General features: G+C 45.2%; 15 protein-coding genes. 12 read left to right on the top strand and 3 right to left on the bottom strand.

The window, feature by feature from the left end; genetic code table 11:
* Positions 1 to 31 precede the first annotated feature (31 nt).
* Both pta and F0251_RS05465 read left to right on the top strand, forming a co-directional pair.
* The gene (pta, locus tag F0251_RS05460) at positions 32 to 1,105 is read left to right on the top strand and encodes a phosphate acetyltransferase (protein ID WP_171730527.1); all 1,074 of its coding nucleotides are present in this window, start codon (positions 32 to 34) and stop codon (positions 1,103 to 1,105) included.
* A gap of 74 nt (positions 1,106 to 1,179) precedes the next feature.
* Positions 1,180 to 1,947, top strand: a complete 768-nt coding sequence (locus tag F0251_RS05465; protein WP_171730528.1) for a sulfite exporter TauE/SafE family protein — start codon at positions 1,180 to 1,182, stop codon at positions 1,945 to 1,947.
* Between the two features lie 50 nt (positions 1,948 to 1,997).
* Here F0251_RS05465 and F0251_RS05470 read toward each other — a convergent pair whose 3' ends face one another.
* The gene (locus F0251_RS05470; protein ID WP_171730529.1) at positions 1,998 to 3,719 is read right to left on the bottom strand and encodes a cobalamin biosynthesis protein CobT; all 1,722 of its coding nucleotides are present in this window, start codon (positions 3,717 to 3,719) and stop codon (positions 1,998 to 2,000) included.
* Positions 3,720 to 3,722: 3 nt separating this feature from the next.
* Entirely contained in the window at positions 3,723 to 4,703 is a 981-nt protein-coding gene (locus F0251_RS05475) for a MoxR family ATPase (RefSeq protein ID WP_171730530.1), read from the bottom strand.
* 264 nt (positions 4,704 to 4,967) lie between these two features.
* Here F0251_RS05475 and xsc point away from each other — a divergent pair, with 264 nt between their 5' ends.
* The 10 genes from xsc to F0251_RS05525 all read left to right on the top strand — a co-directional run bounded on the left by xsc (position 4,968) and on the right by F0251_RS05525 (position 17,206).
* The gene (xsc, locus tag F0251_RS05480; RefSeq protein ID WP_171730531.1) at positions 4,968 to 6,779 is read left to right on the top strand and encodes a sulfoacetaldehyde acetyltransferase; all 1,812 of its coding nucleotides are present in this window, start codon (positions 4,968 to 4,970) and stop codon (positions 6,777 to 6,779) included.
* 376 nt (positions 6,780 to 7,155) lie between these two features.
* Positions 7,156 to 7,962 (top strand): FRG domain-containing protein, encoded by an 807-nt coding sequence (locus F0251_RS05485; protein ID WP_171730532.1) that lies wholly within the window; start codon positions 7,156 to 7,158, stop codon positions 7,960 to 7,962.
* Positions 7,963 to 8,247: 285 nt separating this feature from the next.
* Entirely contained in the window at positions 8,248 to 8,673 is a 426-nt protein-coding gene (locus tag F0251_RS05490; RefSeq protein WP_171730533.1) for a nuclear transport factor 2 family protein, read from the top strand.
* Positions 8,674 to 8,721: 48 nt separating this feature from the next.
* Entirely contained in the window at positions 8,722 to 10,188 is a 1,467-nt protein-coding gene (locus F0251_RS05495) for an FAD-binding oxidoreductase (protein ID WP_105058424.1), read from the top strand.
* 117 nt (positions 10,189 to 10,305) lie between these two features.
* Entirely contained in the window at positions 10,306 to 11,307 is a 1,002-nt protein-coding gene (locus F0251_RS05500; protein WP_171730534.1) for a TRAP transporter substrate-binding protein, read from the top strand.
* Positions 11,308 to 11,470: 163 nt separating this feature from the next.
* Complete coding sequence (locus tag F0251_RS05505) at positions 11,471 to 12,013, top strand: TRAP transporter small permease (RefSeq protein WP_171730535.1); 543 nt, start codon at positions 11,471 to 11,473, stop codon at positions 12,011 to 12,013.
* A 37-nt stretch (positions 12,014 to 12,050) separates the two neighbouring features.
* Positions 12,051 to 13,391, top strand: a complete 1,341-nt coding sequence (locus F0251_RS05510; RefSeq protein ID WP_017064290.1) for a TRAP transporter large permease — start codon at positions 12,051 to 12,053, stop codon at positions 13,389 to 13,391.
* 11 nt (positions 13,392 to 13,402) lie between these two features.
* A complete protein-coding gene (locus F0251_RS05515) occupies positions 13,403 to 14,323 on the top strand; it encodes a cache domain-containing protein (protein ID WP_105058423.1) in 921 nt (306 codons plus the stop codon).
* A gap of 247 nt (positions 14,324 to 14,570) precedes the next feature.
* Positions 14,571 to 15,143 (top strand): malate synthase, encoded by a 573-nt coding sequence (locus tag F0251_RS05520; protein WP_061032195.1) that lies wholly within the window; start codon positions 14,571 to 14,573, stop codon positions 15,141 to 15,143.
* Positions 15,144 to 15,598: 455 nt separating this feature from the next.
* Positions 15,599 to 17,206: a BCCT family transporter gene (locus F0251_RS05525; protein ID WP_105058422.1), complete on the top strand. Its 1,608-nt coding sequence runs from the start codon at positions 15,599 to 15,601 to the stop codon at positions 17,204 to 17,206.
* Between the two features lie 197 nt (positions 17,207 to 17,403).
* Here F0251_RS05525 and F0251_RS05530 read toward each other — a convergent pair whose 3' ends face one another.
* The gene (locus F0251_RS05530; RefSeq protein WP_171730536.1) at positions 17,404 to 18,330 is read right to left on the bottom strand and encodes a M14 family metallocarboxypeptidase; all 927 of its coding nucleotides are present in this window, start codon (positions 18,328 to 18,330) and stop codon (positions 17,404 to 17,406) included.
* Positions 18,331 to 18,423: the final 93 nt, after the last annotated feature.

The raw sequence follows: 18,423 nt of genomic DNA on the forward strand, positions 1-18,423 counted from the left end.
AACGATTAATCTCAATAAATGGAATTTTATCATGAAGGCAATTGAACGGATTATTGATAAGGCTCACTTAGATCGTAAGCGCGTGGTGTTGAGCGAAGCGGAAGATCCTCGAGTGCTCGCCGCAGCACGATTAGCGATAGACAAACAGCTCGCCCATATCACGCTAGTGGGGGATGAGAAGGCGATTATTGAAGCCGCGCAGTTGCATCATATTAATCTTGCAGGCATTCACATTGTTTCACCTCAAACGTCGGCTCTGAAAGTCGTATTAGCTGAGCGCCTATATGAGTTAAGAAAAGCCAAAGGCATGACGTATGAAGATGCTTTGGAGAAGGTTAAAGACCCACTTATTTTTGCCAACTTGATGGTGAGGGAAGGGTTAGTAGACGGCACGGTAAATGGTGCGGTGTATACCACTTCTGATGTGGTGCGAGCTGCACTACAGATCATCGGCCCTGCTCCCGATAGCGAGTTGGTATCGAGTTTCTTCCTTATGATGTTATGTGAACCTTTCCATAATCTAAAAGGGGGGCTGATTTTCAGTGATTGTGGTTTGGTGATTAACCCCAATGAGACGGAGCTGGCATCAATCGCGGTAGCCGCTTCTCAAAGTGCTCAGGCATTGCTAATGGAAGAGCCTAAGTTGGCGATGCTTTCATTCTCCACCAACGGTAGTGCGAAACATGAGTCGGTGGACAAGGTGCGCAGTGCTGCGCAGATCGTGAAACAGCGTTGCCCTGGTATTGCGGTTGACCAAGATGTTCAGCTTGATGCCGCAATTGTCACCGAAATCGCGGCTAAAAAGTTGCCTGATTCCCAAGTGAAAGGTCAATCCAATGTGTTGATCTTCCCCAACCTTGAAGCGGGCAATATAGGTTACAAGTTGGCAGAAAGGTTAGGTGGTGCGGTCGCCATTGGTCCTTTGCTCCAAGGGTTGAATCAACCGGCTAATGATCTGTCGAGAGGCTGTAGCGCGGAAGACATTTTTAACGTGATTGCGGTGACAGCAGTTCAAGCGCAGCAAGGTAAAGCAGCAAACTCAACTTTTGATACCGAAGCTAATGTTGAAGAGAAAGAAGAATCAGGATTTGAGTTTAGGTATTAAGCCTTAATTGGTCATAGCTGAATACCTAGATCTCGCCCTCACACTAAATAACAAGTATCGAATTAGGATTGCTAATGGAGTTACCGGTTTTACTCGCCATTTTGGTCACCATTGCGTTAGGCACCTATTTTCAAACCGTCACGGGCTTTGGATTAGGCATCATTGTGATTGGTTTGACGGTCAGCCTTAATCTTGTTTCCCTAAATGTTATTGCCGCGGTGGTGAGTATCGTGACCTTGTTCAATTGCTTGGTTGCTTTAATGGGCAAGCCGTTGCTTGGTGAGCTCAAAATTCTTGTGGTGTTAGTGATCGGTATTATCCCCGGCGTGTCACTTGGGGTGTTCTTACTGGGCGAATTGAGCGAATATGCAACACATTTTCTACGAGCTTTGTTGGGCGCTATGGTGCTATTCGCAGGCTTGAGTTTTATGTTCAAACCTAAAACTAGAACAGAGCGCTCAGCAACCCTATCATTCTTTGTGTCAGGGTTTAGTTCTGGTCTCGCGGGCGGGCTATTTGGTATGGCGGGTCCACCGATTGTTTATCATCTCTACAGGCAACCTTTTACGCTTGATTTAGTACGAAGCACACTGCTGATGGTGTTCGCTTGCACGTCGATGTCACGTACCGTGAATGTTTACGCTGCAGGCGATATGGAAGCAAGCATATTGTGGCTATCTGCGATTGCTATTCCTTTGGTGGCGCTTGTCACCATGTTCGCGCGCCGCTTTCCGCCTCCCTTGTCGAATGACCAACTCAGAAAGTTAGTATTTATGGTGTTGATGTTGATTGGTGGGTATTTGATGGCCGTGTCGGCATGGTCATTGTTGGGCTCTTCATAAACCAGCTCTATCAGTGAGGCTAGCGAGTTGCTAGCCAAAGCTTCATAGGTTCAAACACGCTGTAGCATCTCAAAGATCCCTCTACATAGTCCAAACAAGCAGCTCTCTTGCGCATCCAACGTGATGTTGCTGCGATAGTAGGGGCTTAAATCTACCCCCATACCGACGCCGTGGATTTCAATATTATTCTTGGTCGTCTCGCGATCAATCACCTGTTTGAGGTGGTTGTCTAAATAGAATTGATCATTGGCTGTGCTGGTGGCGGTATCCATTGGGCATCCGTCCGAAAACACAAACAAGATCTTTCGTTGTGCACTGTGCTGCTGCAATCGCTGGCTAGCAAACTGAACCGCTTCTCCATCAACTCCTTCTTTGAAGATGTCCGCTTTTCGAAGGCTAGCAATGCCAAGGCGAGAGCGTCTCCAATGCGTATCAAAATCCTTAAACACGATATGTCGAACCTCGTTTAAACGCCCGGGATGTTTCGGTTGGTTTTGTTTCAGCCATTGACGATAGACCTTGCCACCGTTCCAGTTGTTGGTGGTGAAGCCGATAATTTCAAAGGGGATATTGGCGAGTCCAACGGATTTGAGAATCGTATCCATTAGTAGGCTTAGCTTGTGGCTGTGTTTCTGCATCGATCCCGAACAATCCATCAAAAACGTGATGGCACATTGATGAGACGGGCCAATTTCAGGTTGATAAAAAACCGTACGGTCTGAAGGAGATGTGATGAGCTTAGTGATGGAGGTGGCGTTGACGATACCTTCTTCTAGGTGTTCTTGGTGTCGAACTCGTTGTGGTGTGGCGACAAAACCAGACAGCATGGCGGCTAAGCGTCGGGTATTCACTTGTCTCGTCATCAAGTCATCAGTGAGTTTTTGCCTCAGTTCGAATAATAGGGCACGCCGGACGAGCTTATCTGCGGCGATCACTTGGTCAAATTCTGAATTGAATATTTGATAATTAGCGCCTGACAATTCGAAGACCTTACTACTGCCAGTGATGTCCGCATCAATCTCTTCATCTTCTATGTCACCATCAACGATTAAAGCAAGTTGCGCGAGGATTTTAATGTCTTCTTCGATCGTCGGTGTGCTTGAGCTTTCACTCTCTTGTTCTTCGCTGATAAGGTCATGTGCCAGAGACGCGAGCTCGTTGACATAGTGCGCAAACCGATGTTGATCGGCTCGATGCACTTTTAATTGCTTTAGACTGCTGCCGAATATAGGCACGATGCCTGCTCGAGTAGATTCAATGGTTTCAGCGATGGGCTCCGAGACTGGGACACCCGTTAAACGCGTGTGGATGACCTGCATTAATGTGAATAACAAAATACCAATGCGGGATTCAGTAAAGCCATTTTGATGATATTGATCGCTCCAATACGCAAAGTTGAACTGAATGCTTTTAGAGACGCCTTTTAGGTAAGCTGGGACTTGTGACTCGATTCGTACCTGTTCGCAAAAATCGAACAGTAAACGCTCAACTTCATTTTTGGGGCGCAATGAATAGTGAAGTTCAGCATCAGAAAGCAGCAACCTCAATGCGGAGGAGTCAATTTTACCGTTCATCGATAATTTACTGTTGATGAGCTCATGGCGTGACACAAAGGTGAGATCGTTGGTGTGTGCCGATAAGTGATAACAAGGACGACTACCGTTGTAGAGGCGCGCTCCTCGGTAATTCAGGTTCAACTCACCGCTGATCGCTCTGGCAACTGACACGCCAATATCGAGGATCTTTTTCTGTTGGGAGGAAATATTAGCCATCGATTAAGACTCCGACTGAGCATAGCTCTGAGCATGATCCTCTAGAGCTTCACCAAAGCAGCGGAAGTAATATTCGCGAACCAGCTCCTTCTCTTCATCTTCACAACGGTTGAGGAACGACAGCCTAAAGGCTGTGGCTACATTGTTGAATATTCGAATATTCTCAGCCCATGTAATTACTGTTCTTGGCGACATAACCGTCGATAAGTCGCCCGCTCTAAATCCATTTCGCGTTAAACCAGCGGTGGCGATCATTTTCTCTACTAACTGTTGACCGCTTTCATCGTTTAGCTCAGGGCGCTTTGACAACACGATCTTAGTTTCATGTTGTGGGTCTAAATAGTTAAGTGTCGCGATGATGTTCCATCGGTCAAGTTGGCTATGGTTAAGCACTTGAGTACCGGAGTACAAACCGGAAAAGTTACCTAAACCGAGTGTATTGCAAGTAGCAAACAGGCGGAAAGAAGGGTGGGGAGTGATCACTCGGTTTTGCTCGAGAGAAGTGTATTTGCCGTCTTGCTCTAAGAGTTGCTGAATCACAAACATCACATCAGGTCGGCCCGCGTCGTATTCGTCCAATACCAATGCGATAGGCTGCTGGATGCTTTGTGGAAGAATGCCTTCCTTAAATTCCGTTACCTGCATTCCATCTTTAATGACGATGCTATCTTTGCCAATGAAATCCAATCGGCTTAAGTGCCCATCTAGGTTGATCCTCAAACATGGCCAATTTAATCGTGCTGCCACTTGCTCTATATGAGAAGACTTGCCGGTTCCGTGTGTGCCTTGTATCAACGTGCGACGGTTAGATGTGAAGCCCGCTAATATTGCGAGCGTGACTTCAGGATCAAAACAGTAGTTGGGATCGATCTTCGGTACGTACTCTCCCGCTTTCTCAAAGGCCAATACCGTTAAGTCGCTATCGATGCCGAAATGCTCTCTTACACTTACCTGTTGCGTTGATCGCAATTCCTCATTGTTCATTCTTTATTCCCCATTATCGCTTCCATGACTGCTGTGATTTTTGAACTGCTATCGATTATTAACCTCTCTCTTGGAGTTAACGGCACTTTTTGTACGAAAAACTACCAACAATGTGATCCAGTTTTATTAATTAGAATGAATTGTTCCATTTTAACGTAAAAAGTTGACGCGCAAAAAATCTACTACTAAGGTGAATTTGAATTCGAAAAAGAGACAATTCATTCCGAAAAATGAAATTTAGGTTAACTCAAGGAGAATGGAAGAATGAGTGAGCAAGAAAAACGTACGGTTGTTTCCGGCACAGTAACAATGACACCATCAGAAGCGTTCGTTGAAACTATGGTCGCCAATGATGTCACCGATATGTTCGGCATCATGGGTTCGGCATTTATGGATGCAATGGATATCTTTGCTCCGGCTGGCATTCGATTGGTCCCAGTGGTACACGAGCAAGGTGCTGCTCACATGGCAGATGGTTACTCTCGAGTCTCCGGTCGCCACGGTGTCGTTATCGGCCAGAATGGCCCGGGTATCAGTAACTGTGTAACAGCAATTGCAGCAGCGTATTGGGCACACAGCCCTGTTGTTATTGTGACGCCAGAGACCGGCACTAAAACAATGGGCTTAGGTGGTTTCCAGGAGTGTAACCAACTTCCAATGTTCCAAGAGTTTACTAAGTATCAAGGGCATGTGACGCACCCTGACCGTATGGCGGAATACACGGGTCGATGCTTTGAGCGTGCAATGAGCGAGATGGGACCTACTCAACTTAATATTCCACGTGACTACTTTTACGGTGAGACTCAAACCGAGATCCCTCAACCAGCACGCTTAGACCGTGGCCCAGGTGGTGAAAAATCTCTGAACGAAGCGGCAGACTTGATTGCTGAAGCGAAATTCCCAGTCATCATTTCTGGTGGCGGCGTGGTAATGGCTGATGCCGTTCAAGAGTGTGCGGCACTGGCAGAACGACTAGGCGCCCCCGTAGTAAACAGCTACCTACACAATGACTCGTTCCCTGCTAGTCACCCATTATGGTGTGGCCCTCTAGGCTATCAAGGTTCGAAAGCAGCAATGAAGTTGATGGCTCAAGCGGATGTGGTTATTGCTCTCGGTACACGTCTTGGTCCATTTGGCACATTGCCTCAACACGGTATGGATTACTGGCCGAAGAACGCGAAAATCATTCAGATTGATGCAGACAACAAGATGCTTGGCTTGGTTAAGAAAATCTCTGTCGGTATTTGTGGTGATGCGAAAGCGGCTGCAGTGGCACTAACCGAGAGATTGGAAGGTCGTGCTCTCTTATGTGATGACAACAAAGGCGCTCGCCAAGACACAGTCGCAACAGAAAAAGCGCTGTGGGAAAAAGAGCTTGATGAGTGGACGCACGAACGTGACTCGTTCAGCTTGGACATGATTGAAGAAAACTCGCATGAGACTCCTTTCTCTGGTGGTGAATACCTTCACCCACGCCAAGTACTTCGTGAACTCGAAAAGGCGATGCCAGAAGATGTAATGGTCTCAACGGATATCGGTAACATCAACTCGGTTGCAAACAGCTACCTACGTTTTGAAAAACCGCGTAGTTTCTTTGCGGCAATGAGTTTCGGTAACTGTGGCTACGCGTTCCCGACCATTATTGGTGCGAAAGCGGCTGCACCTCATCGCCCTGCTATCTCTTATGCTGGCGACGGTGCCTGGGGCATGAGCCTGATGGAGACCATGACGTGTGTTCGTCATAACATTCCTGTGACTGCGGTGGTATTCCACAACCGTCAATGGGGCGCAGAGAAGAAGAACCAAGTCGACTTTTACAACCGACGCTTTGTGGCAGGTGAACTGGATAACCAAAGCTTTGCAGAGATCGCTCGAGCAATGGGCGCTGAAGGTATCACGGTTGATAAGCTAGAAGATGTTGGCCCAACTCTACAAAAAGCCATCGACATGCAAATGAATGAAGGTAAAACAACCATCATAGAGATCATGTGTACTCAAGAACTGGGTGACCCGTTCCGTCGAGACGCATTGTCTAAACCGGTTCGTTTCCTAGATAAATACAAAGATTACGTATAACCAATAGGAAGTTTGTCCGGCACCGTATTATCGAAAGTGTTAAGGAGAATGCCATCGAGGTCGGGGCCGGGCAAGCAAATTAAGTGGTGGTTTTTGATATTAAATTGAACGTGAAAGAAAACTCTTTTGCATTAAGTGATATTTTTCACGTTCATTGCTCTTAATATTAGAGCACTAACCAAATAGCGATTACTCCACACAATATTTTATCTAAACTGAGGTTTTATCAATAATTATTATTAACCGAATGTTAAGATAGTAATTATTGATGAGTCACTGGATTTATTCGACTTTAGTATGAGTATTCGAAGAGTCATTAACCTTTATTTTTTAGCTAAGAATGATTATTTATATGGGTGAGTGGTAGAAAATAAACATGAACAATAAACGTTATATAAGCTCACTCAAAGAACTTTATCAAATAATCGATTCTTTTATTAGCGAGTGCAATGAGCCTTGTGGGTTGATTTATAACGTTTGTGATTACGAAAACAATAACTTAATGCCTAGCTTGGGTCGTTCTAATCGTAAGAACTTACGCCGAGTCGAACAAGATTTGCTTTTAACGGTTCGTATCTATGGTGGGCATTCATTGCACTCTCACGACATAAATGATTGGTTGCTGATGTGCTTAGCAAAGAAGCAGGGATTTCCCACTCGTTTACTTGAATGGAGCGATAACCTGGTTAGTGCGCTGTGGGCTTTGTGTCATAGCCAGAGTAAAGGCTGCATTAATATTACTAAAGCAATTGATTTTGAAAGAGTTAGTGATTTCTTCACACCATGTGGTGTTGAGAAAACTCAGATATTTCATGTTGTTGATTGTGATAAGCAAGAACAACGTAAGGACAAATGGTATTCCATTCATCCGTTTAAGGAAGGTTGCAATGATGCCATTCAACCTTTGTACGACGAGCAAGGATATTCAAACGGTCTAGTATCCGTTCATGTTCTTCCGTCAGCCAAAGTAAATCTGATAAAGGAGTTAATATCCATGAATGTGTTAAATGAACCTACAGAGTATAACGAAGAGACACTGGTTGATTTGAAAAGTGAATCACACGTCGATGGAAATAAGGTTATGGGTAAAGATGGAAGTAATATCGAATTACAAGTTAATACTCATAATAGAACTTTGGAACAATATGGTCGAAAGTACCATCAAGATTTTGACTTCGACTAACGACTAATATCTTTATTGAGAATTAAGGCTTCGCTCAAGTCTGATTTTAATTATTTAAATAGAGTGAAGTCTTGTTTAAATAAACTTAGAACACTAATTAAATTTATAAAAATACGAAATCTGTGAGCTTAGAGATTGTATATAACACTACTCGAAGTTAGAGTTGTGCGACTTGTTATCAAGTTGTTAAATTAATCAGGTTTCTAGTTTAAAAACTCTAATAAAAAAGTGGCGCAAAGCTACTGAAATTTAAACCAATAACGTAAACATAAAGGATTCTGGAATATGAATATGCAAACCAATGCAAAGACGTTCGTGCTGGAAAACCAAGTCGACACCGCCTTTTTACAGTCATTCAGTGATGCTTGGAATAACCATGATATCGAAGCGTTAATGTCGTTCATGACTGAAGATTGTGTGTTCCATACTGTGGCTGGTGAAGGCTTAGTTGGAAACACTATCGAAGGGTACGAAGCGGTTCGAAATAGCTTTGAATTGGTTTGGCAGAATTTTCCAGACGCTGCTTGGAGTGACCCTGTCCACTTTGTGTGCGGTGATCGCGCTGTGAGTGAATCAACGTTTTCTGCTACGAACCCAGATGGCAGCATTATCGAAGCTCGCATGGTCGATGTGTTTACTCTGAAAGGTGGAAAAATCAGCGTAAAAAATGCCTTCCGTAAAACACGACCTCTTTTGACTCCCAAAAGCTAGACACGAAATCGCAACCCGTTCACGTGTTATGACTAGGAGAGTCGAATTATGAGTTTAGTAATGGAACAACCGGCTGCCGATGTGCAGCCAAAGGTGAAAAACACCCAAGCAAAAGAAAGTACACAAGCAAAAGATAGATACGATCCAAAGTACGATCCATTGAAGGATAAAACGCCAGGTCATGGTAAAGAATACGCCCCAACGTATTGGGTAGATACTGCAGGTTCCCCACCTGAAGACGATGGCCCAATCACATCGGACATGGATGTCGATGTGGCGATTATCGGTTCAGGCTTTACCGGCCTAAGCACTGCGATACACCTTGCTGAGATGTATGGCATTAAAGCGACAGTGATTGAAGCGAACCGTTCAAGCTGGGGATGCAGCACTCGAAACGGTGGTCAAGCGCAGTGTGCCTCAGGGCGTTTGAAGCGTTCACAATGGATTGAACGCTGGGGCCTCGAAACGGCGCTAAAGATGCACCGCGAATGTGTCGATGGCATGGAAACCTTCAAGTCACTGATCAAAGACATCGATTGTGACCCACAACCTGGCGGTCATTTATATGTTGCTCACCGTCCAAAAGTGATGGCAACACTCGAGAAAGAAGCCAAATTGTTGCGCGACACGTTTGACTACGATGCGCAGATCTTAGATGCAGAAACCGTAAAGCGTGATTACGTTGGTGATCAAGAAGCGGCAGGTGCGATGCATGAGCCAGAAGGGATTGGCATTCATGCTGGGAAGCTGGCGTTTGGTTACTTAAGAAAGGCGCGAGCACTCGGTGTTAAAGTTCACCCATCGAGTCCCGTTATGGGCTGGGAGACTCGTGGCGGTGTGCATTACCTGAAGACGCCAGGTGGTGTTGTGAAGGCGCGTTCTGTCGGTGTTTGTACGGGTGGGTATACCAGCCAAGGCTTGCATTCAGAACTTAAGAATCGCCTGTTGCCAGTACTGTCTAACTCAATGGTCACACGTCCGCTAACTCAAGACGAAATCGTCGCGTGTAACTTCAAAACTAATCAGGTGATTACTGATACTCGAATTCTGCGCCACTACTACCGTTTGTTACCGGATAACCGGGTACAGATAGGTACACGCAGTGCTATCAGTGGCAAGAACGCACCTGAAAAGAAATATGAAGACATGTTGAGAGCGGACCTGACTCGGAAATTCCCGTCTCTCGATCAGATCAAAATCGATTATTCATGGTGGGGTTGGGTGGACGTCAGCCACGACATGATGCCGAGGATCTATCAACCGAATCCAAAACAATCCATCTTCTACGCCCTTGGCTATGGCGGTAATGGCGTGATGTATTCCGCTCAAGCGGGTAAGCGTCTTGCTCAGTGGATTGCAGGCGAAGGTCACACGCTCGAACTACCAATATTTGAATCAAAACTTCCGTTCCCCAACGTGAGGGAAGTGGTGGAATCAGAGATGTTTGCGCCGTTTCGAAGAATGGGGCAGCGGTTCCTTTATCAGTGGTATTCGTTAAAGGATGAAAGGCTGTAACTACCCGAACATTGTTTCCAAAATAGGGAAATAGAACTACGACCAGGAAAGTTGTACCAGGTCACCTTGTGAGCAAAGTACAGGCAGGAAGTCTGTATGAAAGGAAAGGTTAAGACTATGAAATTTATTAAAAATAAAATTATTGCTGGTGTCACCATTGTAGCAACAGCGGTGCTATCTCATACCGCGGCAGCAGCGAATTTTAAAATGGCCATCGGCGATGCTGCTGGTGGTACGCAGTGGGAATTAGCGACATCGTTCTATGAACTCATGGAGCAAAAAACAGACGGTAAAGTGAAAATCGATCTGTTCCCGAACGGCCAATTAGGTAATGAGCAAGACACCGTAAATGATGCGGCAATCGGTCTTCTCGACTTCTCTGTACTGGCGATCAACAACGTGACGCCTTTCTCTCCAACCGTTGGTCTATTGACCATGCCTTACGTGATTCAAAGCGCAGAAGAAGCTGTGCTACTGACTCAAGGTCAAGTAGGCCAAGACTTAGTCGATAACACGATTCGTGATGCTGGTGTTCGTATTGTCGGTTGGGCTTATTCTGGCTTTAGGGTTTTGACTAACTCGAAAAAGCCTGTCGCTTCCCCAGAAGATCTTAAAGGGCTCGTGATTCGTGTTCCTCGTAACGAAATCATGATTGCTTCTTACCAAGCATGGGGCGTAAACCCAACGCCAATGGCTTGGTCTGAAACCTTTACTGGCCTGCAACAGGGCGTGGTAGATGGTCAAGATAACCCTTACATCACAGTGCATGCGATGAAGTTTAACGAAGTACAAAAGTACGTGACCAACATTCGCTACATTTTCTCTTTAGAACCTCTCATCGTGAGTGAAACGGTCTTCCAACAACAGACACCTGAAATGCAGAAGATCATTCTTGAAGCTGGTCAGGAAGCGACAGAGCACAGCTTCGCTTATTTAGAAAACACGGAAAATCAAATTCGCGAAGAGCTACAAGCGAAAGGCATGGTATTCACAGACCCAGCAGACAACGAGCAAGAGTGGATCAGCAAGGTGACTAAATCAGTTTGGCCTAAGTTCTACTCAAGCATCGGAGGCAAAGACAAGCTAGACGACGTTCTTGAGTTACTAGGTAGAAAGTAACGATTAGATTCGCCCTATCTGCTGTTCTCCGCGACTTAATCACCTAGCGATAGAACAGTGAGATAGGGCATTTACATGGCTGTACTCGTTGAGCTGTTCTGTACCTGATCTTTTAGGACCGTGAGCGACTGGTTGTCATGTGAAAATCAACATTGGAGGTTATATGTCAGTCGCTAAAACAATAAAAAAACACCTGAACAACATTGAGGAATATACATGTTGTTTGTTGCTTGCAAGCTTTGTCCTATTGCTGTTTACACAAATCCTGACGCGTCAGCTATTCGACTACTCTATCCCGTGGGGAGATGAAGTCGCTACTTATATGTTCGTTTGGTTCGCTTATCTAGGGGCAGTTGTGGCGGCCAAGATGTCAGCACACAACCGAGTGAGCTTTCACTTCAAATTCTTTCCGCCCATTGTGCAAACCGTCAGTGAAACTATCGCTGATTTCTTATGGCTTTGCTTTAACGGTTACTTTGTCTATCTCAGTTATGACTTCGTGTTTAACAAAATGAACCTGTTTTGGAAGTCTCAGACTACAGGTATCCCGATGAAGTACTTCTACATGATTTTACCTATCGCGTTTTCCCTAATGATGATTCGAATTATCTGGAACAACTATGAGCGTTTATGCAAAGGCGCAACCAACGAAGATCCAGAAGTCAAAGAGCTGCGAAAAATGACGGCACAAAAGTCAGCGCAATAGTCATCACAGAGAATAGTCGTAATAGAGAGATGTAATAATGGAATCCTATTTAACTCTAATTTTATTTGGTGGCTTCTTAACCCTGTTAATTCTGGGTGCACCAATCACAGTATCACTGGCCGGCGCTTCAATGGCGGCCTATATGTTGCTCGACAAAAATCCCATCGCTTTAGTACAAATCGCATTTACCTCTGTAGGTAACTTCCCGCTCATGGCACTGCCAGCCTTTGTTCTTGCGGGCGCATTGATGGAGGCGGCGGGTATCTCCAAACGTCTGGTGGATATCGCAGAAAGCTTAGCTGGTCCCGTAACAGGCGGCCTTGGCGCGGCAACGGTAATGGCGTGTCTTTTCTTTGGTGCTATCTCAGGTTCGGGCCCTGCAACAACCGCCGCGGTCGGAATGCTAATGGTGCCCGCGATGGTTAAGCGTGACTACGATAAGAGCTACGCATCGGCAGTAACGGCCGCATCTGGTGGCTTGGGAATCATCATTCCGCCATCCATTCCTTTGGTTATTTTTGGTATTTCTGCGATGGGCTTAATGGCACCGCCAGAAGCCATCGCTCAACACGGCCAGTTTGCTTCTTTATCGATTCCAAAACTTTTTGTCGCTGGGGTTGTGCCGGGTTTCATCATGGCATCGACGCTGGTGGTAACCAACTACTTCATTGCTAAGCGAGAAGGCTATAAAGGGTTAACTGAAACGTGGTCATTTGGTGATGTAAGGCATTACTTGCGTCGAGGTTTATGGTCGATACTGGCACCATTCTTGATTCTAGGTGGTATCTACAGCGGTATGTTCACACCAACAGAATCAGCGGTTGTGGCAATTTTTTATTCGCTGTTTGTGGGTGTCTTTATTCACCGCGAATTGTCATTTAAAAGCGTTATGAAATCGCTATCTACCACGACGTGGATTACCGGGCGTGTGTTGTTGATCCTCTTTGCCGCTACTGTGTTTGGTCGTTTGTTGATTGAACAAAAAATTCCAGTGGTGGTGGCTGAATCTTTGCTCAGTTTTACTGACAACATGTACATGGTGTGGGCGCTTACGATTACTTTGCTGTTGTTCATCGGTATGTTCATGGAAACCTTAGCCGCGATTATGATCATCGTGCCGGTTCTATTACCAATCATGTACATGTTAGGCGCGGATCCTACCCACGTGGGTATTGTGGTCGTATGTACCTTATCGATAGGCTTTGCTACGCCGCCACTTGGCGAAAACATCTTTGTTGCCTCGGGAATAGGGGGTTCCACGGTTGAGCAAATCACCGCGAAGATCCATCCCTTTGTTCTTGCTTCTGTTGTGGGCGTTTTCGTTATCGCTTTCTTCCCACAAATTACGCTTTGGCTTCCGTCCTTAGTGGGCTATTAGGAGAGATAACCATGAATTTATCCAGAATCATTCTCATTGGCTGTGCTGTGTTTGCTGTCGTGAGTGGCATTAGTTTACGTGCCGAACATTCTGAAACAGAGAAACAAGCTAAGCCTGTTAATGTGCTTGATATTTCTGAGCCCCACGTGGTGAGCGAGGCAGAGAGAAGAGCCAAGACTCTGCTGGCGAAAGCGGTAATCCACGTTCAAACCGAGGGGGATGAAAGCGTCAAAGATTTCATGAGTGACCCTGAGTACATAGACGGTGAGTTATACGTGTTTGCACTCGGAATTGATGGTCAATTTCTTGCCAGTGGCGGCTCTTCCATGGTGCTGGTGGGCGACAGTGTATTGGACACACAAGATGTTTACGGCAATCCATTTTTCCGAGAAATGATCACAAAAGCGGTCCATAACGGTTTTGGCGAGGTGAAATATCACTGGACGAACCCGACTGATCGTATGGGTGAACCGAAAACTACGTTCTTTGAGCGAGTAGGCGATGTGATTGTCGCTGTCGGTTATTACCCTGAACGTTCGAGTGCGGCCGAGGCAAAGAATTTATTGGCGAGAGCGATGACTGCGATAGTGGAGTCTGAACAAGATAGCTTGGTTGAGTTCAATGACGCTGAAGGCAGCTTTGTGGAAGGAGATTTGTATGTGTTTGTGATGGACATGAGTTCTGGAAAGCTACTAGCTCATGGCGTGTCACCGGAGTTAGTTGGGCGATCACACAACGAAATCCTGAGCCCAGATGATAAGCCGATACTCACCGATATGTTGAATCTTGCACGCGAAAATGGCCGTGGTGTGTACACCTACCGCTGGTTAAATCCATTATCGAGTAAGGTCGAAACCAAGCATACCTACTATCGAGTCATCGATAACAAGCTGGTAGGGGTTGGATATTACACAAAATCAAACAAGACGTAAAAATGAGAGTGCGGTGAGTGTAAGTCTATTTAAATTAATGACTTAATGCTCATTTTGCCCCTAAAAATAGGAGTGTGTAAAAAAGCAATTTAGTAAAATTCACAGTGTGTAATTTTTGTTGTGAAATTGTTTCAAGAATAACAGTAGTATGAAAAACATGGAAACCAAGCAGTAAAGAACAAATCTGAAAAGGGTCAATTAGGATGTTTGACCCGAGTGAAATTTAAAGCCGTACGAGGGATAGACTATGAATATGCTGACACTAGACAAAACAGAACTTCACAGAAACCATTCAACTTTTATTGCTGAAGCTGTCTTTGCCGTCGAAATGGTGAAAGCAGACAAGCAACTCGAAAAGCAGAAGATGGCGAAACAGTTGCTAGATACTCTATTTCCTCTTGAGTCGGGCTCTCATGAAGATGTTGTGAGCTATGAGATTGACTACCGACATGTTCAGGTTTACTTCAAAAATGGTGAACACACAGGTCTGAAACGTGCTAAGCATTTTGTGGCATACACAGGTGATAAATCCAAACCATCATCAATCCTGTTTCGCGATGAAAGCGGTACGCACGTTGAAGTGACGATGGGCGCTCGGAAAGGCACAGGTAACCTTGAGCTTGTTGATATTGAAGATATCCAACTAGAGACATGCACTACCTTCGGTCAAACAGACGCAAGTATTTCTTCTGGAATCAGACACTGGGTTAGCCTAGTGAAGGGCGATGAAAGCGGCCGACCAAATGCATCAAGTGAAGATAAAGAGTTCACGGCGAAAAATGGTGATGACTACAATCTTGGATTCTGTTTCGCACTCTAATGTCGAGCGCTGCAGCACGCAGCGCTAACATCCATTTCTCTTTTACCTTTGGTAATTTGCCCGCCCCTATAGCGGGTTTTTTTATTAGAGCTATAAGTAAATTGGGCGATTATCAAAATTATATGCAGAAACTTTGGATGTGACGTTACAGTGTGTGTTTTTGGTTTAAGTTATTGTATTTAAATAATTTTGTTCTTTTATTTTATTCTGTTTTTATTAGGTTAACTATCATTATCAACGGTGGTTTGGGCGACTATTGAGCGAAATCTCAGTCAAAATGCTTTGAGCTGTGCTATAATGCGCGCCTTGGGATTGAGCCAGTAAGTCCATTTATCACTAACTATTGTGATTTTTATTGCCTTTTATTTAGGCGGTGCGGCGAGCCAATCAAGTAGTAGTTGGATATGGAGAGCGTCCTTATATTCGTTGAATCGGATATGCGAACATCATAATTTATGAGTTTTAAATCAAAAAAGTACAGTATTGATTCTACTGACTATCAAGTGGGTCAAGACAACGTCAGTAAATGGGGCATGGATGTCCATAACACAGTTTTCGTAGCCTCAGTCGGCTTATCTCTTCTCTTCATCATCACCCTTCTTGCACTGCCTCCAGCAGATGCCAAAGCGGCAATTGATTCCATCAAGGGTGCAGTTCTATCAAAGTTTGACTTCCTATTTATGTGGGGAGCTAACATCATGTTAATTTTTGCTGTTATTTTGGCATGCTCACCTCTAGGTAAAGTTCGTTTAGGTGGCGAAGACGCAACAGCAGACTATTCAATGGCCTCTTGGATAGCGATGTTATTCGCAGCCGGTATGGGTATTGGACTTATTTTCTGGGGTGTTGCTGAGCCAACCGCGTTCTTTACCAACTGGTTTGGTACTCCGCTTAATGCAGAACCTTTTACAGAAGCGGGTCGTGAGTTAGCGCTGGGTGCAACGGTATTCCACTGGGGTTTCCATGCTTGGGCTATCTACGGCATGACAGCACTTTGCCTAGCGTATTTTGTTTATAACAAAGGTCTACCACTATCTATGCGCTCAGTGTTTTACCCAATCTTGGGTGAGCGAGTGTGGGGCAAAACGGGTGATGTGATCGATGTGCTAACAGTACTGGTTACTCTGTTTGGTTTGGCGACTTCGTTAGGTTTGGGTGGTACACAAGCAGCAAGTGGTATCAGCCACGTGTTTGGCTTGGATAACAACATCTTCCTTCAGCAATCTATCATCGTTCTGATCATGGGCTTAGCGATCATCTCTGTGTTACGTGGTATGGACGGTGGTGTTAAGTTCCTAAGTAACCTAAACATGGTTATTGCATTTGTGTTCTTAGGTCTTATTGCTGTGCTTAACTTCACTACTGTGCTTGATTCTGTCGCGACTGCAGCAACAGGGTATGTGAAAAATATCGTAGCATTGAGCCAGAGTTCAGGTCGTGAAGACACCACATGGTTGCACGGCTGGACTGTATTCTACTGGGCGTGGTGGGTAGCGTATGCACCATTCTTTGGTATGTTTGTAGCGCGTATTTCTAAAGGTCGTACGGTTCGCGAGTTCCTATTTTGCGTACTGATTATTCCGACATTAGTAACCTCGGCTTGGATGTCTATCTTCGGTGGCGTGGCTATCGAGCAGGTGATCAGCCACGTGGGTCAACTCGGTCTCGACCAAGGCATCACAGATGTATCGCTAAGCTTGTTCCATATGTTAGATGCGTACTCGTTCGGCAGCATTCTGTCTGTTATTGCTGTTGCACTGATCATTGTGTTCTTCGTTACGACACTGGATTCAGGTTCGATTGTTATTGATGGCATGACAGCGGGTGGTAAACTAGAAGTACCAGTGAAACAGAAAGTGGTTTGGGCGGTTATCTCAGGCGCTATTGCAATGGTAATGCTGTGGATTGGTGGTACTCAATCTATCCAAGCTCTGCAATCGATCACGATCATTGCAGCACTGCCGTTTACGATCATCCTTCTGATTGGTTGTTTCAGCTTGTTGAAAGGTCTACTGACTGAAGTAGATAAAGAGCAAGCAAGCGTTAGCGAAACGGCTAACTAAAGAAACCAAGCAGGGAGTTAGTGAATGACTCCTCGCTAAGCGTGATTTCAAAGCTCTCTTGCATTGTGTAAGGGAGCTTTTTTATGCCTGAGAAGAAATTAGAGACAAGCAGAAAGGACAAAAGGAGCCATAAGTGAATCGTCACTTGTGGCTCTTTTTTAGTTTTAGGGATTAGCTCTAGGGAGCTAGGTATTAGTTTACGCGTTTAATTCGTGCTGAATTACGTAATCCAAAGCACCGACTACCGCAGCAACTTGAGCGTCATTACACTCTTCGTCTGTCACTTTGTCGCTGTCCGGGTAAACCTCAGTGGTTGTGCCGTACTTACAATCAGTCACACCGCCACATAAGCCAAGCTTCTTCATTGGGTAGTTAATTACACCATGTTGAGTAACTTCAGAACCAATGATCTTGCCGTCTGCATCTGCTGGCGCAATGTGCGTTACTTTTTCAACTGAAGCAATTACCGCCGCTTGGAATTCAGGCTGCGGATTTTCTGTATCGCCAACCGTGTAGAAGCCGTCAGGGATCATACCTTCAATGTACTCAATACCATCACGTGCTGCGAGTGCTGGTCGGAATTCTGTTTCGTCAGAATCCGTCGTTTCGTGTAGATCAACGTGAACCAACACTTCTGGTAAAGAAGCGACTAACGCACGTAGGTTTGCTGATTCTTCTGCTGGCGTACCGTCGTAGAAAGAGCGGTTTGGATCGACAGCATTTGGGTTCCAACGGTTGATCACTTCGTAACCCCAAGGGCTCACACAAGGTGCAACAACAATGTTGAAGTGCGCTGAGTATTGTTCTGCTTGAGTATCCGCGAACTTGATAGCGCCATGCACACCACTGGTTTCGTAACCGTGAACCCCACCGGTTACAAGGATAGTTGGTTTTGATGCGTCCCAGTTTTTGCTTTTGATTGCGAAAAGCGGGAAGCGACCTTCATCGTAGCTCAATGCGCCGTATTGCTCGATGTCAAAGCGGTCTGCCAATGCTTGGATTTTTGGCACGACTTCTTGCTGGTATTCACGCTTAACGGTTCTTTGAGCGAACCATGCTTGACGTTCTGCTTCTTGCCATTTTTGTCCTGGCTCACCAATTGGGTAGGAGTATTCACTTTTCATCTATACTTCTTCTTTTATGTTCGCGAAAGATGAAGACAGACTAGTCCTGTCTAGCTGAGACGGCAATAGAAAACACAACTTGTGACTCTATTT

Source organism: Vibrio sp. 070316B, from assembly GCF_013114115.1.
Lineage (GTDB): Bacteria > Pseudomonadota > Gammaproteobacteria > Enterobacterales > Vibrionaceae > Vibrio > Vibrio chagasii_B.